Origin of the sequence: Paenibacillus sp. PSB04, from assembly GCF_025809195.1 — a bacterium.
Taxonomy (GTDB): Bacteria; Bacillota; Bacilli; order Paenibacillales; family Paenibacillaceae; genus Paenibacillus_AQ; species Paenibacillus_AQ favisporus.
In genome coordinates, this window is record NZ_CP081301.1 from 1,707,237 (window position 1) to 1,730,412 (window position 23,176).

The following is a 23,176-nucleotide window of genomic DNA, read 5'->3' on the forward strand; positions in this document are numbered from 1 at the left end:
CAGGCCGTAGATCAGGCGATTCAATCTAGAAGGGCGGTTACGGCATGGGTCTGCCTGTATACCGGATCGAGTTAAAGGATTCGGCGATGAAAAAGCTGGAGAGCAACATATGGTCCGATTCGTTTGTCAGTGGAACGATGAGTATGGATGGCCGGAGGACTCCGATTCGCATTCGTTACCGCGGGGGCCATACCCGTGAATATCCGAAAAAATCCTATGAGATTCGGACGGCCAAGGCGACGTACCACTTTAACGCGGAGCACGATGATCCGTCCCTGATGAGAAACGCCCTTTCATTTCATTATTTTAATGTGCTTGGCGTTCCCAGCCCCTCGACGAAACACTGCGTGCTTTATATGAATGGAAAGAAAGAAGGGGTGTATTTAAGAATCGAGGCGGTGAAGTCCGCTTTTTTCCGCAAAAGGGGGCTCCATGCACGAAGCATCATCTATGCGGTCAATGATAATGCTGACTTTGCCATGCCGGAAAAAAATGCGAAGTCGAGCAGATTGCTGTCAGGATACGCTTTCATTAAAGGCGGCGAAACGGACAGGAACCGCCTCAGCGACTTCATCCGCAGCATTAACCGAAAAAAAGGGACCGATCTAAGCGATTATCTTCGGCAGCGACTGGATATGGACAATTACTTGCGCTGGTTATGCGGGGCTGTGCTGACCGGAAATTACGACGGGTTCCTCCAGAACTATACGATATTCGAATACGGCAAACGCAGTAAGTATGGAATGATCCCTTGGGATTATGAGGGCACATGGGGCAGAAACTGCTATGGTAAAGCTGTAAACTCCGACCTGGTCAGGATTAAGGGATACAACGTGCTGACTGGAAAAGTGCTGGCTTACAAGGCGAACAGACAGAAGTATAAGCGAATCCTTGAGCGGGCACTGGAATCCACCTTTACCGTATCCCGCCTGATGCCTGTGGTCAGGAAAATGCACAGTGCCATTGCTCAGGATATCTATGATGACCCTAAATATAAGTGGGATGTCGGTATATTTGATACGGAACCGGATGTCATCAGGGAATATATTGAAGACCGGCGCCGGGATATCAAGAATGAAATGGAGCAGCTTTGAGCGAGCCGTGGCTCCCCCGGCTACATAACACAAGCCCTGGCACGCATACACGTACCAGGGCTTGCTTCCCAGGGATTTGACCCCGCTTCAGATCATTTTCTGATGTAAATGATTTAAATAGCGCCAGCGCGTGATCCAATAATAAACGACCTGGATCGCCAGGAACGTGGCGAAGATGGCCAGCGTATGCGAAGCGACGGAGAAGTCGACCAGCTGCTGCAGGGCCAGAAAGGCGACGCTGCTGTGGATAACCGCCACCAGCATTGGCAGGAAGAACATCAGCAGCAGCTGCCTCGAAACGGTTCGCCCCAATTCCCTCCGGCTTAATCCCACCTTAGAGATCATCCGGTACTGCTCTTCGTCCCGGGCCAGGTCGGCATAGAGCCGGAAGTAGATGAAGCTCGCAGCAAAGGTGAAGAACACGATCCCGACGAGCCCGCTGACGATCAGCAGCAGGCCGTTTAACTGCCGGGACTCGACCCAGTCAATGACGAGCGCCTGGAAGTTGTAATTCATATTTCCCGACTCATCGACGTCATTATTAATGGTGTCGCGGAGCTCCTGCGCGATGCGCAGCGTGTGGTGCCAGTCCGGAACGACAAACTGCACAGAGACGATCTTGAGCAGATTGCCGGCGTTCATCTTCGCATAGTCTGCGTCGGACACGACATACACGTTGGTGGTATTGGGTACGACGATATGAGGCAGCGCTTTGAGCAGATGCAGGGTCATTTCCGAGCCTTCCTTCGTCAGGGTCAGGCGGTCCTGGGTTAATCCGTCCAGCTTGAACTCGCTGGTTTGCGTGACCGTCGAGGGCGTGGCGAACGCTTCCCCTTCACGAAGCGTCTCCTGCTCGTAACCGAGGGCCTGCGCCAGTCGGTTGTAATCGTCCAGCTTGATCAGCATGAACCCGTTATCCGAATAAGTCGGGATATAAGATACTTTGCGGTAGTCAAAACCCTCCCTCCGCAGCGTATCTTCAATCAGGCGGACATGCTTCTGCTCAAACGAATTTTTATGGTCCGAATCATTATATGAATCATACGTGAACGCATACGGGTTCTTCATCGAAGCGAGCCCGGGGTCGCCAATGGCCAGCGCGGTTCCGATCCCGGTAAAAGCGGTAGCGGAAATGACCGCAACCATAAAGAACATCACGGCGTTGTCCCGCAACCGGTAAATCAGCTCGGAAATCGTCAGCAGGTTTGTCCGCTTGAGGAAGATGCGGGGCCGCTTCTTCATCGCTCTCATCACGTACACGCTGAGCTGGGTGAACAGGAAGTACGTGCCGACGATGACCAGCGCCACGCCGCCGAGCAGCAGCAGGAATGAGAACATCCGGCGCAGCACGAACAGGAACACGCAGGCGTATCCGAGTATGATCAGCAGCGCCGACAGAACGGACAGCAGGACCGATGCTTTCGGCTCAGGCTTGGGCTTATCCTCCGCTTTGATCAGCTCGATGAGCGTGCCCTTCCGGGTCATCACTGACGTGAAGGAAGCGACCAGCAGAAACAGAAGCAGGTACGCCCCGGCCGTCAGCAGGATCGCTTTTCCCGGCAGGTAAAAGGGCAGCCCGTCGACGATCGCCAGCATCGAGGCGGAGATGAGCAGGATCAGCTTCGAGAACACGGCTCCGACGATGATCCCGGCGATAATAGCTGCAACACCGATGGCGATATTTTCAATAAAAAGCATCCGGTTCAGCTGTTTGCGTGACATGCCGAGCAGAAGCAGAATGCCGAATTCCTTTTTACGCAGCTTGATAAACGAAGATGCTGAATACAGCAGGAAAAAGAACGAGAAAATGAACACGATACATTGGGATACCCGCAGCCCCATCGTGCCGAGCATGCTCAGCGTTCCGCTGGAGGACACGATGTTTCCCTTCAGATCGGGATGAAAGAGCAGCAGGGCATAAATGAAGAAAATCATGACCGAAAAGGCGCTGCTCAGAAAATGGGCGACGTACGCCCGCTTGTTCCGGAAGACGTTATTAAAGGCGAACTGGCGAAAATTCATGTCCGTTCCCTCCCAGCAGCGACAGCACGTTGATGATCTTTTGGTAGAACGCCGCGCGGTTATCCCCGTCATGGATTTCGTTGTACAGCTGGCCGTCTTTGATAAAAATGACGCGGTGACAGTAGCTCGCCGCCACCGGATCGTGGGTGACGAGCAGCATCGTGGCCCCGTCCTCCTGATTGCGCTTCTCGAGAATTTCCATCACGTCGCGCGCTGCCTTGGAGTCCAAGTTGCCTGTCGGCTCGTCGGCCAGCAGCAGCTTGGGCCGGTGGATTAGCGCCCGCGCGATCGCGGTTCGCTGCGCCTGCCCTCCGGATATCTCGTAGGTTCGCTTATCCAGGATCGGGGTAATGCCAAGTTTCTCAGCTAGAGCGGCGACCCGTTCGTTCATTTCCTGCACGCCGACGCCATCCAGCGTTAACGGCAGTATAATGTTCTCCTTCACCGTCAGCGTATGAAGCAGATTGAACGACTGAAAGACGAAGCCCAGCTCCCGGCGGCGGAACAGTGCCAGCTGATCCTGGGACAGGCGGTACGGATCCTCTCCGCCGATGCGGATTTCGCCCGAGGTCGGGCGGTCGATGGTCGACACGATGTTCAGCAGGGTCGTTTTTCCACTCCCGGACGGCCCCATAATGCCGACAAACTCGCCTTCCTGAATCGTTAAATCGATATTGGACAGAGCCTCGTAGGAAACCATGCCTTTATAAATTTTGCCTATATTTTTGGCGGATAAAATGTCCGTCATCCGAAGCACTCCTTCTCTTCAACCGGGACACCTGCCCGCGCGCGGGAGAGCGGCGGAGCCGGCGGTCCGTTCAATTTTAGGGCCCCACAAGATCAGTGATGGCGCATCGATGTAAAGGGATGCTTTGCGGGATTCATCTAGGTCCAGTGTAAGCGATGGAGCCCAAATCTCCTATGGATGGACCTTTCAGCAATCTTACACGGATGTAAGCTTGCGTCACCGCCTGCAGGCTTGTCTTGTCCGGACGTGCGGCAAAAAGGCGCCGAAATCAACGATTCCGCACCTGTACCTGTGAGCGCTCAAAATGGAGGCGGACCGCCGTCCCTTCCCCGGGCGCCGATTCGATGCGAATGCCGTGGCCCAGCTTGTCCGCGACCTCTTTTACGAGATACAGCCCCATACCCGTCGATTCCTTGAACCTGCGGCCGTTCTCGCCCGTGTAGAAGGGACGGAAGACCCGCCCGAGGTCCGCCTTCGGAATGCCGACGCCCCGGTCCCGGATTTCCAGGGTCAACGAACGGTCGTCTTCAGTCCTGGCGGAAACCGTAATTTTGCTGCCGGTGCCGGCGGCGTATTTGATGGCGTTGGACAGCAGCTGCTCGAGCATGAACCGCATCCATTTGGCATCGGTTTGCACCATAACCCCGTCGTCTACCTGAACTTCCGGATACACATGATTGCGGATAAAATACCGCTTGAGCTCATGCACCGTTTCGTTTACGGCCTGCCTGAGCCCTACGGGCTCCACGCTGAAGTCCTGCTCGAAGGTTTCGAGACGGGACACGTACAGCACCATCTCCAGGCCGCGCCGGATGCGGTCGGTTTCCTCCGATATGCTGAGCAGACGCTCATCGTCTTCACCCTGCGTAATCATTTCGATGACGGATACCGGCGTCTTCATCTGATGCACCCACTGGTTCATGAAGGTCAGGTGTTCCTGCTGCTTGCGTTCCCAGGTCTGAAGCAGGTTCTGGTAATGCCGGTACTGCGTCTCCAGCAGATGGTTGAAGGCTTGGGACACTGGTGCGGTACCGCCTGCGGCGATCGACTCGTTTAAGGCTTCGAATGGACGGGATAAGCGCATGTACAGCAGCCGCTGGCTGAAGAAACGAAAGATGAGATATCCGGCAAAAATAAACAGGCCGAGAAAAATGCCATAGAGCGCCGTGAGCGGATGGTCGTATCCGTCAAACCAGAACACAGCCACAACGGCCAGCAGTTCCAGCATCGTGAAGATCAGCAGCGGAATATGATCGCGAATGAAGAGCTTCAACGTCATGCCTCATCCTTCCATGCCATATTGAGACGGTAGCCCGAGCCGCGCACCGTTTCCAGCGCCTCCCCGATGCCCAGCTCCGCCAGCCTTTTGCGGACACGGGTAATATTCACGCTCAAGGTGTTGTCGTCCACGAACGTGTCGTCCCACAGCTTCTCGAGGATCGTTTCCCGGGAGACCAGCCGCGGACTGCGTTCCAGCAGGGTTTCAATCAGAATCGTTTCCTTCCGGGTCAGGGAGATCCGCTTGTCCCCCAGCTTCAGCTCCATCCGTTCGGGATACAGGACAAGCCCGGCTTGTTCGACCGTCCGCTCACCGCCGGCGGCATAATCCCCATAGACGCGCCGGAGCTGGCTGCGAATTTTGGCCATCACAATTTCGTAGTGAAACGGCTTGGTGATATAATCGTCGCCGCCGTTCTCCAGGGCCATGACCTGATCCATCTTTTCGTTGCGGGCCGAAATAAAAACGATCGGGCAGGTCGACATCTGACGGATCTGCCGGCACCAGTAGTAGCCGTCGAAGCTCGGCAGGTTGACATCCAGCAGCACGATATGGGGGGCGGCCGCCGTAAACTCATCCAGCACACGGTCGAAATCGTGAATGACGATGGCCTCGTCTCCGTATTTTTGGATATGGGACTGAAGCAGACCGGCGATCTTGGGATCGTCCTCGACGATCAATATTTTATACATATCCGAATTCTCCTTATGAAAGCAGTACTCGTGTTCCTATAATCGTTAACTCAGTATCATTATACACGTAAACCGCTGCGGGATTCAGGGCGCACAGGTTCTGGTCGGGAAACGGGGGACATCGAATAAGGGTCCGGAGATCCCATTGAAAAAATATTTTTTCGGAGCAGATAACTTTTTGCTGTCTTCCTCCGTCAGATATTACACAGTCAATAATTTCTATATCAGGAAAAGCAAAAGGAGGCGCGTTTGTGAAAAAAATGTGGTTAACGCTTATGGCCGCCGTGATGATCTTCTCGGTCGCCCTCGGCGCCAATCAGGGGCAGGCAGCGGCCGCAGCCAGTCAAATCTCGATTTATATTGACGGCCAGAAGCTGTACTCCCCTCAGGCTCCCATTATGGTGAAAGGCAGGGCCATGCTCCCGATGCGAGCCATTTTTGAGGCGCTCGACGCCACGATCGACTGGAACGCGAAGACGAAAACCGTCACCGCGAAACGGGATCAAACGACGATTGTACTGAAGATCGGCTCTAAGTCTGCGATCGTCAACAACCGGACATTGTCCCTTGATGTACCCGGCCAGATCTACAAGGGAAGCACGATGGTGCCTGTCCGGTTCGTCAGCGAGGCGCTGGGTGAAAAGGTAGACTGGAATGCTTCTAACAAGACGGTAACGATCACGACATCCGGCGGACCGGTTAATGCCGTGGCCTATGTTTCGGCCCGGACCATTTCCAAAAACGGCGACGGACGCGATGTGGAGGTCAGCTTCCCGAAAGTTTCGCCGGAGTCTGGCGTAAGCGAATACCGGGTACTGATGGTCAAATCGGGAAATGCTTACAATTTCAATCTTGCTCAGGCGATTTCGACCAGCAGCTACACCTCGATCCGCCCGGACGGGGATGACGTGTCGATTACCCTGTCGTCCCAAACCCGGGATGTGAACGGCGATTTGCTCCGGTCGGGGCAGTCGTATGCGGCATTTGTTCTGACCGTGGGCAAACGCGGGAACAGCGCCCTGTCCGGCGTATCCCAGACAATCACGCTGTCTCAGGCCCCGACCCTTCCATCCGTTGGAGCGGTTTCGAACCTCAAAGTATCCGATGCGAGTGACTACGGGGACGGCCGAGACCTGTCCGTCAGCTTTACCAAGGCCCAAACCGAGAACAATATTACGAATTACCGCATCTATGTGGTCAAAACCAAGGATAAGAACAGCTTTGACCTGACCGCTGCCAACAAGGTGTCGTCCTCAAACTTCACAGTGGTGAACAAGGCTGGAACGACCTTGTCCGGCAATCTTTCTTCTTCGGCAAGGGATACCTCCGGCGAGCTGATCCGGAACGGGGTTCCTTACACGGTGTTTGTGATGTCCGTCAGCAATACCGGCAGTTACACGTCGCAGCTGTCCGCCGCTTCATCGTCCATTACGCTGGCTGCCAATGCGGTATCTGCACCGGTCATTACCCGCGTGGATGACATCAGCAATTATGGCGACGGCCGGGATCTGCGCGTGAACTTCAATAGGGTATCCGACGAGTCCCGTATCGGTTCTTACCGGATCTTTGTCGTGAAGGACAGCAAGGCAGGCAGCTTTAGCCTCTCGGCAGCGAACAATGTTCCGAGCGCTTATTACACGCAGGTGGGCAAAACCGGTTATAACATCAGCCAGGTGCTGTCTTCTGGAGCGCGTGACGTCGACGGATCGCTGATCGCGAACGGCGTTGTATACCGCGTGTTCGTCATGGCCGTGGGAACGGGAAGCTATTCCGGCAGCAATGCGCTGTCCTCGGCGTCTTCTTCCATCGTGCTCTACGGCAACGGTAATGTCGATGCGGCAAGCAATGTGAATGTCAGCGACATTAGCGATTACGGCGATGGACGCGATCTGCGGGTTACCTTTAACCGGGCATCTGACGAGAGCCGTATTTCCGGCTACCGGATCATGGTCGTGAAGTCGAACCAGGCAGGAAGCTTCAATCTGTCCTGGGCGAACTCGGTGTCCAGCTCGAATTACACGACGGTAGACAAAACCGGATATAACATTACGAAGGTGCTGTCTTCCGGAGCAAGGGACGTGGACGGCGACTATATCCGCAATGGCACCAGCTACCGGGTGTTCGTTCTGTCGATCGGTTCCGGCGGCTACTCCGGCAGCAACGCGCTGTCTTCCTATTCCCCGGCGATTACGCTGGGCACCAACGGCTACGTAGGACCGGCAAGCAACGTGAGCGTATCTGACGTTTCAGACTACGGCGACGGCCGGGACCTTCTCGTGAACTTTAAGCGTGCCGACGACGAAAGATATATCAGCCAGTACCGCATTCTCGTCGTGAAAAATGGAGATGCCGGACGTTTTGATCTGAATGACGCCAACGCGGTGCGCAGCTCGAACTACACAGCAGTCACGCCGAATGGTGCCAACATTAGCAAGGCCCTCGCTTCGGGAGCGCGGGATGTGGATGGGGACGCCATCCGGAACGGCATCTCCTATCGGGTATTTATTCTATCGGTAGGAACGGGCAGCTACGCCGGAACGAATGCTCTCTCCTCGTATTCGCCATCCATCACACTGTCGGGCAACGTGAAGGTCGACCCGGCAACGAATGTGAAGGCGGCGGATATCGGCGATAACGGCGATGCGAGTGATCTGCAGGTTACGTTTAACCGGGCCAAGGACGAAAGCAACGTTAAAGGCTACCGGATTCTCGTTGTACAGGAATCTCAGGCACAATTTTTTGATCTATCCGATGCTGAAAAAGTGCCAAGTTCGCTCTACACGCCCGTTAGCACGACTGGCTCTAATTTGAGTGTTAAGCTGAACACTGGAGCCCGGTCCGTCGATAATAATGTCATCAAAAATGACCTCAGCTATAAGGTGTTCGTTCTGTCTGTAGGAGCGAACGGTACCAATGCGCTGTCTGAACCATCTGCGCCGATCACACTGTCCACGAAGTCTGCAAGTCCCGTAACGGATGTCAGCGTGTCGGACGTAGGGGACAACAACAACGGCAGCGACCTTGAGGTTTCCTTTACCAAAGCGGCGGATGAGAGCGATGTTTACGGATACCGCGTCTTGGTCGTGCCTGCCGATAAAGCAGACGGACTTAAGGCGGAAGCAGCAGCAGAGATCCGGAATTATACGGAGGCACGGAAGGGAGAGAACTTTAAACAAACGCTCAGTCCGGATGCCAGAGACATCGACGATAAACTGATTGAGAACGGAAAATCTTATAAGGTGCTGGTCTTGTCTATGATGACCACGTCCGGTAAAGGAAGCGTCCTGTCGAAACCTTCCAATGAAATCAAACTGCAGTCCAACCCGACCCTGGTGACCCGAGTCACAGCCTCGGAAATAAAAGATGAAGAGGTGAAAGTTACCTTTGCGAAGGCAGCGGATGAAAGCACCATCGATTATTACAAGGTGTTCGCCGTGCCGGTTGGATCGACTACGTTCATGACGGCGAAATCCGCCAAGGAGGTACCGGACAGCTTCAAGAAAGTCGATAAGGCCAACAAGGGTTCTTACGAGACGGCTTTCCAGGCGGGCGACAAAGATATTTACGGTCAGGAGCTGGATAAGAATGCCAGCTACCTGGTATACGTCCTGTCCGTGTTGAAAGGGGACCAGGCTTCCAAAAGCGTGCTTTCTTCCGAAACGGGTTTTATGTTCGTAACGGCTTTTGATGAGAAGGACACGAAGGGTTACACCAAAAACCAGCTGGTGAGCGATCAAGGCAGCATTTATCAAGTGTTAAAGGACTCGCCGCAGGGAACGCCGGACAAATCCGGCGACTATAAACTGCTGAAGAAGGCGGAAGCTAAGGCAACCGTCTCCAGCAAAACAAAGGGCTGATAACGGAATTGGCATTAACTTGCCGATCATCGGCCCACAAATCACAGCTCCTGGATGATTGATTCCAGGGGCTGTTTTTTTGTGTATGTCTAATTTGCACATGAAAAATCATCCAATTATTAGGGTATTCTTACGGGATTCTTTGCCCGTACAATAAATTTACTCATCCTTGGTAACCGCTTACATAAAGTGCTGCGGCTGCAGCAATCCTCATGTCAGTCATCATCGATTTTGTCGAAAACGCTTTCGAAAAACCAGACCATTTTATGATTGAGGAGGGCAATGATGTTCAAGAAGACGTTAAGCTTGGTTCTCGCCGCTTCCATCGCGCTGCCGCTGGCCGGTGCGGTGGGCCCGGTGTCCGCTGACAAGGAGAACCATGGTAAAGGACCCAAGGCACCTGTCCAAACGTACAGCTGGGACCGGGTCAAGGTTGTCGGCGGAGGTTTTGTTCCGGGGATTGTCTACAACCCGAGCGAAAAGGATCTGATCTACGCACGGACGGATATCGGAGGGGCCTACCGCTGGGACCCGGCCACGAAGACCTGGAAGCAGCTGCTGGATTTTGTCAGTGCAAAAGAATGGAACATGCTTGGCGTGGACACCCTGGCGACGGATCCGGTGGAAACGAACCGTTTGTACGTAGCGGCCGGAACCTACACCAACGACTGGACCGACATGAACGGCGTGCTGCTGCGCTCTACGGATAAAGGGGAGACGTGGCAGCGCACGGAGCTTCCTTTTAAACTCGGGGGCAATATGCCGGGAAGGTCGATGGGCGAGCGGTTGGCGATCGATCCGAACAATAACCGCATTCTTTACATGGGTACCCGCAGCGGTAACGGGTTGTGGCGCAGCACCGATTATGGAGTCACCTGGAGCAAAGTCGACAGCTTCAACGCCGCCGGCAACGTGAAGGACTCAACCAATGATCTCGTCGGCGTCGTGTGGGTAACGTTTGATCCGTCGACGGGGAGCCAAGGGAAAACCACCCAGACCATTTACGTGGGAGTCGCCGATACCGAGCACAGCATCTATCGGAGCACCGACGGCGGTCAAACCTGGGAGCCGGTACCGGGACAGCCTGACCAAGGATTCCTCCCGCACCATGGCGTGCTTTCGAAGAACGGGAGCCTCTACGTGACTTACACCAAGGAAGTGGGTCCGTATAACGGCGGTGAAGGCTCGGTGTGGAAATACGATACGTTAACCGGACAGTGGACCGATATCAGCCCGACCGGTGCGGGTTCTACGGATAGTCCGTACGGCGGCCTTGCCGTCGATGCGCAGCACCCGGATACGATCATGGTCGCCACGATGAACAAATGGTGGCCGGATGAATTCATCTACCGGAGTACGGACGGCGGCAAGACGTGGAAGCCGTTCTGGACGCTGGATTATGCCAAAGACCCGGTAAGGACGAACAATTATACTATTGACTACTCCCTGTCTCCGTGGCTGGATTGGGGCGAAAAAAAGAATCTGCCTGAACAGAATCCGAAGCTCGGCTGGATGATCGGCGACCTGGAGATCGATCCGTTTAATCCGGATCGGATCATGTATGGTACAGGTGCGACGCTGTACGGGTCGGAGAACGTGACTGCCTTGGACAGAGGAGAAAACGTCAATATCTCCGTCATGGCCGACGGGATCGAAGAGACGGCGATTCTCGGCTTGATCAGCCCGCCGAGCGGTGCCCATCTGCTGAGCGCCATGGGGGATATCGGCGGCTTCCGCCACGAGGATTTGACCAAGGCGCCGTCCATGATTACGAATCCGTATATCGGGACAAGCACGGACATCGACTATGCCGAACTGAACCCGGACATCGTCGTCCGCGTCGGCAACAGCGACGGGGCGAACCCGAGAATGGGCGTGTCGACGGATAACGGCAAGACGTGGAAGCCGGCGGCCAACGCCTGGACATCGGCATCCGACGATGCTACGCAGGGCGGCTATGTCGCGGTCGGTGCAGACGGCTCTTCCATCGTCTGGAGCCCATCCAACTCGGCCGCTCCGAAGCCGGTGAGCTATTCGCGCGACCTGGGCGCCACATGGACGGCCTCGTCCGGGGTTCCAAGCGGCGCGAGAGTAGCCTCGGACCGGGTGAATCCGAATAAGTTTTACGCGATTGCAGACGGCACGTTCTATGTCAGCCAGGACGGAGGCGCCTCCTTCACCAAGGCAGCCTCGGGCCTGCCGACCAACCTGACAAGCAACTTCAAAGCCGTACCTGGCGTGGAAGGAGACATCTGGGTGGCCGCTGCCGCGGATAACAAGAACCAGGACAGCCTTTTTGGATTATGGCATTCCACGGATTCGGGACGGACGTTTACGAAGCTGGGACAGATCCAGGAAGCGGCGGCCATCGGTTTCGGCAAAGCCGCTCCCGGCCAGAAATACATGGCGCTGTATGCCCATGCCACTATCAACAATGTGGACGGCATTTACCGCTCCGATGACGCAGGCAAGACGTGGACACGCATCAATGACGACCAACACCAGTTCGGTTCGGCCAACGCGGCGATCACCGGGGATCCAAGGGTTTACGGCCGCGTATATTTGGCGACCAACGGCCTCGGCATTGTTCTTGGCGATATCGCCGGCAGCCCGGATACGGCGGCACCGGTCATCACGGTAGACGACAAAGGCAAACCGCAAAACAACCGGAACTATGTGCTCTCCGGCCGCGTTAACGAGGCTCTGCAGGATTCCGCGATCAGCGTTTCCTTAAATGGCGAAAAGCCTTTTACCATAAAAGTCGTGAACGGCAAGTTCAATCATAAGCTGACCTTGGCCAGCGGGAAAAACCGGATTGTGCTGGAAGCATCCGACCTGGCAGGGAACAAGGCAAGCCTTGAGGTTACGGTCGAGTACAACGCCAAGAAGTAATTTGAAAAGGGCGCTCGGGGATCCATCTCAAAGGGACCTGCTGCCGTCCATGCGGTGAGGACTGCCAACGATCGGCATCCTGCCTTTGTGAAGCGCTATAAATGTGGGGCCGACCAGGGACAGCAAATCCGCTGCCCGGGCGGTCCTTTTCTTTTTCAAGAACAGATCAGCGCCTTTGGTAGAAATGAATTTCACCCTGTATGAAAGCGCTGTTGTGCAGGGGAACGGGGCACCGGTGTCGAAACGATTCAAACAGAATGATAAAATAAAATGATAAGCCTAACGATTGGAGTGAGAAGCCGTGGCCAGCATTAAAGATATCGCCAAAAAAGCCGGCGTATCCATATCAACGGTATCCTACGCGCTGAACGGAAGCCCGAAGGTGACGGATGAGACCTGCGCCCGGATTTTGGCCATCGCCAAAGAACTGAATTATGTACCCAATGCGGCGGCACGAAGCTTGAAGAAAAAGGAGTCGAAAATTATCGGGGCCTTTCTGCCGGACTTTAGCGGCGGTTTCTACGGAGATCTGCTTCAGGGAATGAAGGGCACGCTGATTCAAAAAGGATACGATCTGGTCGTATGCAGCGGCCCCCAGTCGCACCGGTTGCTGGCCGAGAAGCTGTTTGACGGGGCGCTGATCCTCGACCACACGTTCTCGGACGAGCAACTGCTGAACTTTGCCGAGCTTGGGCACCGGCTGGTGGTGCTGGACCGCGAGCTTAAGCATCCGAATATCAATCACGTTCTTCTTGATAATAAAGCCGGGGCCAGCCTGGCGATGGAGTATCTGATCGACCTGGGACACCGGAAAATTTACGTGGTTACCGGTCCCGAGGGCTCTTACGACTCGAAGCAGCGTATGGCTGCGGTCAGACAAACGGTCGAACGAAGCAGCGACGTGGAATGCATTGAAATTCCCGGTGACTTTAACCGCACGGGCGGCGAGCGCGCCGGCAAACAGATTGCCGCGGAATTCGAGGGTCCGGTGGCGGTCTTTTGCCTAAATGACGAAATGGCGATCGGCATGTATGATTATATATCCGAAACGGATTTGGAGATGGGCAAGGACATCCACATCATCGGTTTCGATAATATCGAGCTGTCCGAGTACATCCGCCCAAGGCTTGCGACGATCGATTATTCCAAGAAAAAATGGGGTTCGCTCGCATCCGAGCAGCTGATCAAAATCATTGAAGGCAAGCCGGTCGAAAATGAGCGGATTTATGTGACTTTGGTCAAGGCGGAATCGGTTAAGCCGGTCTAATCAGTCCAATCCCGCCGGGCGGCGGCCGCTGAAGTATAAAGAAAGATATTCCTGCTCATCCTGAAGGTAAACCGACAGGGAGGATGCAGGAATGATCAATTTGGAGTCCAGACTCGAAAACGTGGAAGACGAATTCGTCAATATTGACAGCTACCTATGCAAGCATGATTTTTCGCTGGCCGGCAACTGGGATTACAAGCACGGCTATCTGGATAAGCGCCTTGACCAGGAAAGAATGGTGTGGCTGCGGATCCCTTTTCATGTAACCAAAGGCAACCTGGACGGCGAATGCGGCGGCTGCCGGGCGACCGTTAAGCTGGGACGACCTTTCGTATTCAAGTACGTATACAACACGGGAACTGACAAGCATGCCATGCCCCATCTGCTCGGCGCCTTATTCGACCAGTTTCAGGCACCGCTCGATCCTGACGCACATCTGGAGGACGAGTGGGTGCAGCGCGCAAGAAGCGTTCTGCAGGAAGTGGAGCTGGGGTATTTACCCTAAGGATTTCGCCGTAAATTAGAGCAGCTTGGTCAAATTCGTTTGGCCGGGCTGCTTTTTGTTTTGTACAGGAAAGCGGGGCGATAACGGTGGAGGATCGCCTGAGCTTACGTTGTTTCTTTTTATACAGCCATCGTTTGTTTCATAGAGTACAATAGGAGAACTACAGGGAAGAAAGGAGGTGTCAGTCAATGAAATACATGGAGACGGCGGAACTTCCGGACGAGCTGTACGAGCTGCTGGACGGCAGGGAGCTGATCACGAAGCAGCATGAGGCGATGATGCTGATGACCGTAACGGAGGAGGGCTGGCCGCATACGGCCATGATCAGTGTAGGCGAGATCGTCGCCCTGGACCGGGGGCAGGTCCGGCTGGCCATGTGGAACGGAACCGCGACGACCCGAAACATGATTCGTACGGGAAAAGCGACGCTCGTTCTGGTCTACTCCGGTAAGGCCTATTACGTAAAGCTTGCGCTGAGACTTCTGCCGGTGCTTCCCGCAGCCAAGCATCCACGGGAGCGTTTTGAGGCGGACATCCTATCCGTACGAGCGGACGTGGCCGCGTATGCGGACATTAGGTCCGGCATCCAGGTCGACTTTAAGGAGCCCGAAGCTGTGCTCACCCGCTGGTATGAAACGTTAGCCGAGCTAAGGTTGTAGAAAGGCAGCCGAATGCCGATAAAGGCGCTTCCGCGCATCCCCGGACTGGGCAGCTGCCTGGTCTGCGGATGCCGTATAACGCGGTTCAGCTATCATGAGTTTACGCCGTTAGGGCTTTTCTTCTGATCTTTCGTGCTTTGTTCGGAATTTATGCAACATGCCTTTGAAAGCGCAATCATTCGTATATACAATAACATTACGAAATTCACACTTGGAAAAAGAGGGTGATTCGCATATGAGATCCTGGCTCCTCACGCGCTTTCCCCCGCTACACTCGATTGTCGTGCAGCTCTTCCTCTTCTTTTTCTTCGGGATGACTCTTCCTGTCCTTATAGGAGGTTTTTTGTCCTACCACAAATCGTCCTTGATCGTTGAACAGCAGGTCAGCAAGGTGGCCGCGCTAACGATCGTGCAGGTCAGCGACAAGCTGAATATGTTTTTCAAGAAACTGGATGACTCCTCGATGATGGTATTAAACAGCAAAATCGTCCACAACATTTTGGAGCAAAGGCAGGGCGACAACGCCTATGAAACGACGCTCAAGGTGAAGGACGGTAAAGATATGCTGACCTCGATTATGATCAATTCACCGGAAATTCTCGATATTTATATTTTTGATGTCAAAGGCAAAAACTCGGTGCTCAGCGCAGACTCGCTTATGTCGATTCCGAATCAGTGGGATTCCGACTGGTACAAAGCCATTTTGAAGGCGAACGGCAATACCGTATGGTTTGGGCTCTCCGAAACCTCATACCTGAAAAAGACCGGGATGGGCTTCCCGGTGTTTGGTCTCGGCAGGGCCATCCGCAGCTGGGAGACCGGCGAAATTATCGGCGTCATGTTTGTCGAGGTGATGGGGAACGTGCTGATCGATGAGCTGAACCGCGTTCAATTCGGCGATACGGGATACGTCTACATCGTCAACGACCGGAATCAGTATTTCTACCATCCCGACCCGGACGAGTACGGCCAAACGTCGAAGCTGCCGCTGCCGGCCCGGAAGACGCAGCTGCGCGAAGGACGGCGGAATACGCTGATGATTCCCGAGCTGCTCGACAACGACTGGCGCGTCGTCGGCGTCGTGCCGCTGGAGGAGATGACAGCCGATTCGGCCAGCATCCGCAACCTGACGGTGTTAATTACCCTCTGCTCGATCGTGCTGGCGATCGGTATGGGCTACTACGTTACACGCAGAATCGGAAATCCGCTCGTCAACTTGAGCCGCTTGATGCGCAAAGGGGAAGCCGGCGACCTGACCATCCGCAGCCGCAGCGTCGGACGCAACGAAATCGGCCAGCTGGGCCGCAGCTTCAACAAGATGATCGAACAGATCGAGCTGCTCATTGAGCGGATTGCCAAGGAGGAATCCGAGAAGAAGAAGGCCGAAATCCGGGCGCTTCGGTACCAGATCAATCCGCATTTTCTGTACAACACGCTGAATTCGATCCGCTGGCTGGCCAAGCTGAACCGTACGAACGATGTCGACCAGGCCGTCACCTCGCTCGTCCAGCTGCTCGAGGTCAGTATGGGGCGCAGCGGCGTCTTTATCCAGTTAGGTGAGGAGCTGGACCTGCTGCAGAAATACATGGTCATTCAAGGGTACCGGTATGACAATGCCATCACCCTGCTTATCGATTGTCCCGATGAGCTGAAGCAAATTCCGATTCCGCGCATGCTGCTGCAGCCGATCGTGGAGAACGCGGTCTTCCACGGCATCGCGCCCAAAGACGAACCGGGCACGATTGAGATCCGTGCACGGCAAGAGGGGGAGGAGATCATCGTCAGCATCGCCGACGACGGTGTAGGTATGAGCGAAGAGCGGCTGGGCCACATCTTCGCCGACGAGCGTGCCCATCATCACCGGGGGATGACCAACATCGGGCTGCGCCATGTGCACCAAACGATTCGGCTGTATTACGGCAGCGGATACGGGGTCAGTGTGACCAGCGAGCTCATGCAGGGGACGGAGGTCACGATTACTTTTTCAAATTTAAAGGGGGATCAGGATGTACAAAGTGCTGTTGGTTGATGATGAAGCCATCGCAAGAATGGGGATTCGGTCTACTTTTGAATGGGAAGTCAACGGATTCGAGCTGGTGGGAGAAGCCTCCAACGGCCAGCGGGCGATGAAATGGGTCGAAAGCAAGGAGATCGACATTCTGATTACCGATATTGCCATGCCAGTCATGGATGGGCTTGAGCTGGCGCGCAGGACGAGGGAAATCTGTCCTTGGGTCAAGGTGCTCCTGCTCAGCTGCCACAGCGACTTCGAGTACGTCCGCGAAGGGATCCGGCTGGGTGCCTTTGACTATATTTTAAAGCCGATGCTGAGTGCGGAATCGCTGAAAACGGTGCTGTACGAAATGCGCCACAGCCTGCAGAAGGAGAAGGAGGATCATCGCATTCTGGAGCAGTACAAAGAAAAAAACAGCGCAGATCCGGCGGTTGCCGTGATGCCGCTGCCCCTCCCTGCGGATTGTCCGCCTCCGGATAAATCGCTGCACCAACGGATCGTCCAGCAGGCGGTCGAGTATATTTCGGAGCATTTTACAGAGTCGATTTCTCTGCAGCAGGTTGCCGACAAGGTGTGCGTCAGCCGCAACTACTTCAGTGAAATGTTCAAGCGGGTCACCGGACACAATTTCATCGATTACTTGATTACGCTGCGGGTGAACCGGGCCAAGGAGCTTCTGCAAAATCCAACGCTGAAGGTATATGAGGTCGCGGAGATGTCCGGCTTCAATGATACCAAGCATTTCAGCAAGCAGTTCAAAAAGGTCGTCGGACTGACGCCGGCGGAATTCCAGGGCATGCCGCGCAGGTGAGGTGTCAAAAACACAGGAAAACATGACACGATTTCGGAAATATGTGCCGTTCAAAAGGCGAAGGGCGCCGTTTTATAATAATCACGTAAGCGTTTTCACACCAAGGTGCTAATCCGATGACTACTCTTTTGAATGGGGGAGTAAAGAAATGAAGAAGCTCAGAAAGTCCTTGCTAGCGGTGGTATTGTTGGCGTCGGTTGTGCTGCAGGCATGCGGATCGGGTGGCGGCAGCAGCGATAACCAGGGAGCGGTGGCGGAAGACGGCAAAGGCAGCGGGGAGAAGGTCAAGATTAAATGGGCGACCTGGGGGAACCCCGGAGAGCTGACCCGCTTCCAAGAGTTTACGAAAGATTTCAACTCGAGGCATCCGGACATTGAGGCGGAGCTGATTCCGATTCCGGGAGAATACGACCAGAAAATTTTGACACAGCTGACGGGGGGAACCGCCCCTGACGTGTTTTATGCCGGCGATGGCTTCGTCGTGAAACTGATCGAGAACAAAAGCATCGAGGAAGTAACGCCGAGAATGACGGCGGCAGACAGCAAAATCAAACCGGACGACTACTTCGAAGGGCTGTGGGGCGCGGCCAAGCGTGACGGCAAAATCTACGGCGTGCCGGTCGACTGCAATCCGATGGTGCTGTGGTACAACAAGAAAGTGCTGAACGACGCGGGAATTACGGAGATGCCGGCCGATCTTCAGGCGAAGGGTCAATGGACCTGGGACGCGTTCAAAGGCATGGTGGAGAAAATCCGCGACTCGAAAAAGTACGGATACGTGCTGGATAACTCCTGGAACAGCTATTACAGCTGGGTAACGTCCAACGGCGGCAAAGTTTACGACGACAACGGCAAGTTCATCGGCTATGACGATCCAAAGTCGAAGGAAGCGTTCCAGTTCCTGTACGATAACGTGAAGGAGAAAAATATTACGTTTGCCGGTACGCTGCCGAAGGGGCAGGGCGGTGACGCCATGTTTATGTCCAACCAAGTCGGATTCGTCGGAGCCGGACGCTGGTATCTGCCGCTGTTCAAGAAAAACTCCAGCCTGGAGTACGATGTCGTGACCTGGCCGACGAACACCGGGAACAAGATTGAACCGGCTGGAATTCCGACGGCATTCCTGGTCATGAACAGCGCATCGAAGCATAAAGACGCCGCCTATACCTTCTACTCCGAATTCCTGAGCTCGGATGGCCAGAAGTTCCGTCTGCAAGGCGGGGGTAATGCCGTACCGTCCGTTCAAGGCGTGGATGACGTCGTTCTGGAAGGCAATCTGCCGGAGCATGCGCAGCTGTTCCTCGATGCCCGTGAGGTAGGTTATTCGCTGACTCCGTTCGAGGCCGGCATCCCAGGATTGAGCACGGATATTACTTCCAAGTTCGAGGCATTGTGGCTTAAGAACGGCGAGTTGGACGCATCGCTTAAAGACATCCAGGAAATGGCCAACAAAAAAATCGACGATTATAAAAACGGAAAATAACGAAGGTCCGGAGGGAAGGAGCGCAGGGCACAGCGCAGCGTTCCTTCCCTCTTTCCATGCCGGCCGGCGGCTGGCGGCCAGCGCTTCATAAGGCGTAATTCGCAAGAGGAAGGTGGATGTTTATGCAGAATCAGACGGCCGATCGAACGGCTTCTGCGCCGGCCTTGCAGCCGGACAACAAACGGAAGACCGCTATGACGAGCAAGACATCGGATGGCATATGGGGCTACGTCTTTATTTTCCCCCAATTGGTCGGACTGCTGCTGTTCTCCTTAATTCCCCTGATTTCGGCTTTCGTGCTCAGCATGATGAAATGGGACGGGATGGGGGAGAAGCAGTTTGTCGGACTGGATAACTTCATCAACACGTTCAAGGATGAGGATTTCCGGATCGCCGTGGTCAACACGCTGTATTATACGGTGCTAACCGTGCCTACGGGCATTATTCTGGCGATGCTCATCGCGGTGGGCCTGAACCGGGTACAAGGCAAGCTGATCTACAGACTCATTTATTTTATGCCGAACATTACGATGTCAGTGGCGGTCGCCGTCGTCTTTATGTGGCTGTTTAACGCCGATTTCGGGTTGATCAACCTGTATTTGAAGGAATGGTTCGGGATCGACGGTCCCCGCTGGCTGACCGACACGCGGTTTGTCATGCCGTCGATCGCCATGCTCAGCGTGTGGATGGGGCTTGGCGGGAATATGGTCTTGTTCCTGGCCGGGCTGCAGGGCATATCCGCCAGCTATTACGAAGCGGCACAGATTGACGGCGCCAGCAAGTGGCAGCAGTTTGTCAATATAACCGTTCCGCTGCTGTCTCCGACGACCTTTTTCGTGACGATTATGACGATCATCGGTTCGTTTCAGGTGTTCGACCAGTCGTTCGTCATGACCTCCGGCGGGCCCGCGAAAGCGAGCTATACGATCGTGTTTCACATTTACGATTCGGCGTTCGTGGACTTTACGTTCGGGAAAAGCACGGCGACCGCAGTCATTTTGTTCATCATGATCTTGGCGCTGACGCTGTTCCAAATGAAAATGTCCAAACGCTGGGTCCATTACGAGGACTAGAATCGACCGGATAAGGAGGAGAACGCATGCAGACCAGAGGACTACGTTTGTCCACCGTCCTGCTTCACATTATATTGCTGATCGGCGCGTGCATTATGGCACTGCCGTTTGTATGGATGCTGCTCAGCTCGCTCAAGGATCTGTCTCAAGTGTTTATCGTGCCGCCCAAATGGATTCCCGATCCGTTCGTGTGGTCCAATTTCAAAACCTCGTTGACGGCTTTGCCCTTCGGAAGGGCGTATTTCAACAGCTTCTATATCAACATCATCGTCGTTGCTTCACAGCTGTTCACCTGCTCGATGGCGGCTTACGCGTTTGCCAAGATCCGCTTTCCTTTCCGGGAGCCCCTCTTCGTCCTGTTTCTGGCGACGATGATGGTGCCGGGGCAAGTCACGATCATTCCCCTGTACTTGATGATGAAAAGCATCGGCTGGCTCGACTCGCACTTGTCGATCATTGTGCCCGCCGCGCTGTTTAACGCCTTTGGCGTGTTCCTGCTGCGTCAGTTTTTCAGAGGCATTCCGAAGGAGATGGAGGAGGCCGCCATCGTGGACGGTGCCAACCGCTGGACGATTTATGCGCGGATCATGCTGCCCCTGGTGAAGCCGGCTTTGTCGGCGCTCGGCATTTTCACGTTCCTCGGCATGTGGAACAGCTTCTTCTATCCACTCATTTTCCTGAACACTCCCGAAAAATTCACCGTCCCGATGATGCTGAACCTGTACCGCGGCATGTATTCCACGGACTGGACGCTCATGATGGCCGGCGCCTCGATTGCGCTGATTCCGGTGCTGATTGTGTATATTATCGGCCAGCGGTATATCATCGAGGGCGTAACGCTGTCGGGGATCAAGGGTTAACGGTTTGTGTCCATGGTTGGAGATAAGAAAGCATTGACTTCCTGGGCAAAACTTCATTATTTCGCAGGTAAAAACTTCCGCTAAACGCGGTCTGTCTTCTTAGAAAAGATGTCGTTAAACGTATTTGTTAGCAAGTCGCCGCAGCGTGGCCAAATTTCTTTGGCCAGGCTGTTTTTCTTTGTAGACGTAAGATGCCAAAAAGGCGGGGTGAACGAGCGCCAAGGACATGGGGATAGCGGTATGGGGAGACGGTTGAAGGGGAGGGCATGCTTCTGGAAATATAGGCAAGCCGCTCATTTTGCGGGGGAAATATGATACTCTATACTTTAGTTCAATCTTTCTAGTGAAGAGAATTTACTTTATAAAGGTCATGCATCGGAGCAGGGAACACAGAGGGGGAACAAGTTAGAACTTATGAATAAACGTTCACATACGGATGCGAAGGCAGGCGGCTCTGCGGCCGCAGCTGCTTCCGGACCGGGCGCGAACCGGATCTGGATGATTATTGTGCTGGGGGCGCTGTCGGCCTTCGGTCCGTTTTCACTTGATATGTATTTGCCGTCTTTGCCGGAAATGGCCAAGTCGATGCACACGACGGCCTCGCTGACCCAGCTCAGCTTGACGTCCTGCCTCATCGGGCTTGCGGTAGGCCAGCTGCTGGCGGGGCCCATCAGCGATGTGAGGGGACGCCGCACGCCGCTGATGATCGGGATGGTGGTGTACGGGGTTTCGTCGCTGCTGTGCGCCTTCAGCCCGTCGATTGAGCTGCTGATTCTGCTGCGGTTTATCCAGGGCATTGCCGGTTCGGCGGGCATTGTCATTTCGAGGGCGATCGTCCGGGACATGTACTCCGGAAGCGAGCTGACCAAGTTTTTCTCCATGCTGATGCTGGTGAATGGCGCGGCGCCGATTCTATCGCCGATCCTGGGCGGGCAGCTGCTTCAAGTGACTTCGTGGCGCGGCGTATTTATCGTGCTGACCGCCATTGGGGTCGCCATGCTGCTGGCCGTTATGCTCGGGCTGCCGGAAACGCTGGCGCCCGGCAACCGCTCCGGCGGCGGGACGCTGGGCACGGTGAAGACGTTCGGCAAGCTGCTGCGCGACGGCAAGTTCATGGGCCTGGCGCTCAGCTCGGGCTTCATATCGGCCGCGATGTTTGCCTACATTTCCGGCTCGCCGTTCGTACTGCAGGAAATCTACGGGGTATCCCCGCAAATGTTCAGCGTGATCTTCGCCACGAACGGGCTCGGGATCATTATCGCGGGGCAGATCACCGGCCGGTTGGCCGGACGCGTCAGCGAGAAAAAGCTGCTCGTGACCGGCATTACCCTGGCGACGATCGGCGGCGTGCTGCTGCTGATCCTGCTCGCTGCCGGGGCAGGCCTTGCGGCGATCCTGCCGCCGCTGTTCGTGGTCGTATCCTGCGTCGGCATCGTCGGAACCGCAGGTTCCTCGCTGGCTCTGCAGGATTACGGCCGCTCGGCAGGCAGCGCCTCGGCGCTGCTCGGGCTGCTCTCCTACATCTTCGGCGGGATCGTCAGCCCGCTCGTAGGCATCGGAGGCAGCACTTCGGCCCTGCCGATGGGCATCGTCATCGCCTGCGCGGACGTCGGCGCCGTGCTGTGCTACGTGCTGCTGGTGCGCAGGCACACGCATGCCAGCCAAGCCGGCTCGGCGGACGCCTCGGCAGGGCTGTGACGCCGGGATCGCTGCAGGCATGGCTGGGAGGCGGCCACCGGGCCGCCTTCACTGCGTGCCGCTGCGCGGCGCGGACTGAAAAAAACCTTGAACGGGAACGTGCCGTTCAAGGTTTTTTTGTGTGCTTTGCAGCAGCAGTATTGCCAATCTGCATTTATTTTCACGGAAAAGGAGAAGGGGCTTTCCGCAGACAGGCGTCACGGTCATCCCCTCATCCCTTGA

The 23,176-nt window shown here is 55.0% G+C and carries 16 protein-coding genes; 12 read left to right on the top strand and 4 right to left on the bottom strand.

Annotated elements, in window-relative coordinates:
• Nucleotides 1-44 precede the first annotated feature (44 nt).
• Nucleotides 45-1,094, top strand: coding sequence for a CotH kinase family protein (locus tag K2F33_RS08215; protein ID WP_263881403.1), 1,050 nt, complete (start codon nt 45-47; stop codon nt 1,092-1,094).
• 87 nt (nt 1,095-1,181) lie between these two features.
• Here K2F33_RS08215 and K2F33_RS08220 read toward each other — a convergent pair whose 3' ends face one another.
• The 4 genes from K2F33_RS08220 to K2F33_RS08235 all read right to left on the bottom strand — a co-directional run bounded on the left by K2F33_RS08220 (nt 1,182) and on the right by K2F33_RS08235 (nt 5,835).
• Nucleotides 1,182-3,116, bottom strand: coding sequence for an ABC transporter permease (locus K2F33_RS08220; RefSeq protein ID WP_076173031.1), 1,935 nt, complete (start codon nt 3,114-3,116; stop codon nt 1,182-1,184).
• Nucleotides 3,091-3,864 (bottom strand): ABC transporter ATP-binding protein, encoded by a 774-nt coding sequence (locus K2F33_RS08225; protein ID WP_076173030.1) that lies wholly within the window; start codon nt 3,862-3,864, stop codon nt 3,091-3,093. Before K2F33_RS08225 ends, K2F33_RS08220 begins: the two co-directional genes overlap by 26 nt.
• 268 nt (nt 3,865-4,132) lie before the next feature.
• On the bottom strand, nt 4,133-5,137 hold the full coding sequence (locus K2F33_RS08230; RefSeq protein WP_263882311.1) for a sensor histidine kinase: 1,005 nt from the start codon (nt 5,135-5,137) through the stop codon (nt 4,133-4,135).
• A 2-nt stretch (nt 5,138-5,139) separates the two neighbouring features.
• Nucleotides 5,140-5,835 (bottom strand): response regulator transcription factor, encoded by a 696-nt coding sequence (locus tag K2F33_RS08235; protein WP_263881404.1) that lies wholly within the window; start codon nt 5,833-5,835, stop codon nt 5,140-5,142.
• A 260-nt stretch (nt 5,836-6,095) separates the two neighbouring features.
• Here K2F33_RS08235 and K2F33_RS08240 point away from each other — a divergent pair, with 260 nt between their 5' ends.
• The 11 genes from K2F33_RS08240 to K2F33_RS08290 all read left to right on the top strand — a co-directional run bounded on the left by K2F33_RS08240 (nt 6,096) and on the right by K2F33_RS08290 (nt 22,954).
• Complete coding sequence (locus K2F33_RS08240; protein WP_263882312.1) at nt 6,096-9,692, top strand: copper amine oxidase N-terminal domain-containing protein; 3,597 nt, start codon at nt 6,096-6,098, stop codon at nt 9,690-9,692.
• Nucleotides 9,693-9,977: 285 nt separating this feature from the next.
• The gene (locus K2F33_RS08245) at nt 9,978-12,584 is read left to right on the top strand and encodes a xyloglucanase (RefSeq protein ID WP_263882313.1); all 2,607 of its coding nucleotides are present in this window, start codon (nt 9,978-9,980) and stop codon (nt 12,582-12,584) included.
• 301 nt (nt 12,585-12,885) lie between these two features.
• Entirely contained in the window at nt 12,886-13,851 is a 966-nt protein-coding gene (locus tag K2F33_RS08250) for a LacI family DNA-binding transcriptional regulator (protein WP_263881405.1), read from the top strand.
• A 91-nt stretch (nt 13,852-13,942) separates the two neighbouring features.
• On the top strand, nt 13,943-14,356 hold the full coding sequence (locus tag K2F33_RS08255; RefSeq protein ID WP_076173024.1) for a YugN-like family protein: 414 nt from the start codon (nt 13,943-13,945) through the stop codon (nt 14,354-14,356).
• Between the two features lie 197 nt (nt 14,357-14,553).
• On the top strand, nt 14,554-15,015 hold the full coding sequence (locus K2F33_RS08260; protein ID WP_105445264.1) for a pyridoxamine 5'-phosphate oxidase family protein: 462 nt from the start codon (nt 14,554-14,556) through the stop codon (nt 15,013-15,015).
• Between the two features lie 343 nt (nt 15,016-15,358).
• Nucleotides 15,359-17,044, top strand: coding sequence for a sensor histidine kinase (locus tag K2F33_RS08265; RefSeq protein WP_318672287.1), 1,686 nt, complete (start codon nt 15,359-15,361; stop codon nt 17,042-17,044).
• A complete protein-coding gene (locus tag K2F33_RS08270) occupies nt 17,022-17,840 on the top strand; it encodes a response regulator transcription factor (protein ID WP_076173022.1) in 819 nt (272 codons plus the stop codon). Before K2F33_RS08265 ends, K2F33_RS08270 begins: the two co-directional genes overlap by 23 nt.
• A 148-nt stretch (nt 17,841-17,988) precedes the next feature.
• Complete coding sequence (locus K2F33_RS08275; RefSeq protein WP_212984910.1) at nt 17,989-19,323, top strand: ABC transporter substrate-binding protein; 1,335 nt, start codon at nt 17,989-17,991, stop codon at nt 19,321-19,323.
• A 194-nt stretch (nt 19,324-19,517) separates the two neighbouring features.
• Nucleotides 19,518-20,396, top strand: coding sequence for a carbohydrate ABC transporter permease (locus tag K2F33_RS08280; protein WP_076173203.1), 879 nt, complete (start codon nt 19,518-19,520; stop codon nt 20,394-20,396).
• Nucleotides 20,397-20,422: 26 nt separating this feature from the next.
• Nucleotides 20,423-21,256: a carbohydrate ABC transporter permease gene (locus tag K2F33_RS08285; protein ID WP_076173020.1), complete on the top strand. Its 834-nt coding sequence runs from the start codon at nt 20,423-20,425 to the stop codon at nt 21,254-21,256.
• A 414-nt stretch (nt 21,257-21,670) separates the two neighbouring features.
• Nucleotides 21,671-22,954, top strand: a complete 1,284-nt coding sequence (locus tag K2F33_RS08290) for a multidrug effflux MFS transporter (protein ID WP_412973974.1) — start codon at nt 21,671-21,673, stop codon at nt 22,952-22,954.
• Nucleotides 22,955-23,176 lie beyond the last annotated feature (222 nt).

Excerpts from the sequence above, each read along its gene's own strand:
- K2F33_RS08225 (WP_076173030.1), bottom strand. The coding sequence starts at position 3,864 with ATGACGGACATTTTATCCGCCAAAAATATAGGCAAAATTTATAAAGGC.
- K2F33_RS08240 (WP_263882312.1), top strand. The coding sequence starts at position 6,096 with ATGTGGTTAACGCTTATGGCCGCCGTGATGATCTTCTCGGTCGCCCTC.
- K2F33_RS08220 (WP_076173031.1), bottom strand. The coding sequence starts at position 3,116 with ATGAATTTTCGCCAGTTCGCCTTTAATAACGTCTTCCGGAACAAGCGG.
- K2F33_RS08290 (WP_412973974.1), top strand. The coding sequence starts at position 21,671 with ATGAATAAACGTTCACATACGGATGCGAAGGCAGGCGGCTCTGCGGCC.
- K2F33_RS08235 (WP_263881404.1), bottom strand. The coding sequence starts at position 5,835 with ATGTATAAAATATTGATCGTCGAGGACGATCCCAAGATCGCCGGTCTG.
- K2F33_RS08255 (WP_076173024.1), top strand. The coding sequence starts at position 13,943 with ATGATCAATTTGGAGTCCAGACTCGAAAACGTGGAAGACGAATTCGTC.
- K2F33_RS08260 (WP_105445264.1), top strand. The coding sequence starts at position 14,554 with ATGGAGACGGCGGAACTTCCGGACGAGCTGTACGAGCTGCTGGACGGC.
- K2F33_RS08285 (WP_076173020.1), top strand. The coding sequence starts at position 20,423 with ATGCAGACCAGAGGACTACGTTTGTCCACCGTCCTGCTTCACATTATA.
- K2F33_RS08275 (WP_212984910.1), top strand. The coding sequence starts at position 17,989 with ATGAAGAAGCTCAGAAAGTCCTTGCTAGCGGTGGTATTGTTGGCGTCG.
- K2F33_RS08270 (WP_076173022.1), top strand. The coding sequence starts at position 17,022 with ATGTACAAAGTGCTGTTGGTTGATGATGAAGCCATCGCAAGAATGGGG.
- K2F33_RS08280 (WP_076173203.1), top strand. The coding sequence starts at position 19,518 with ATGACGAGCAAGACATCGGATGGCATATGGGGCTACGTCTTTATTTTC.
- K2F33_RS08245 (WP_263882313.1), top strand. The coding sequence starts at position 9,978 with ATGTTCAAGAAGACGTTAAGCTTGGTTCTCGCCGCTTCCATCGCGCTG.
- K2F33_RS08215 (WP_263881403.1), top strand. The coding sequence starts at position 45 with ATGGGTCTGCCTGTATACCGGATCGAGTTAAAGGATTCGGCGATGAAA.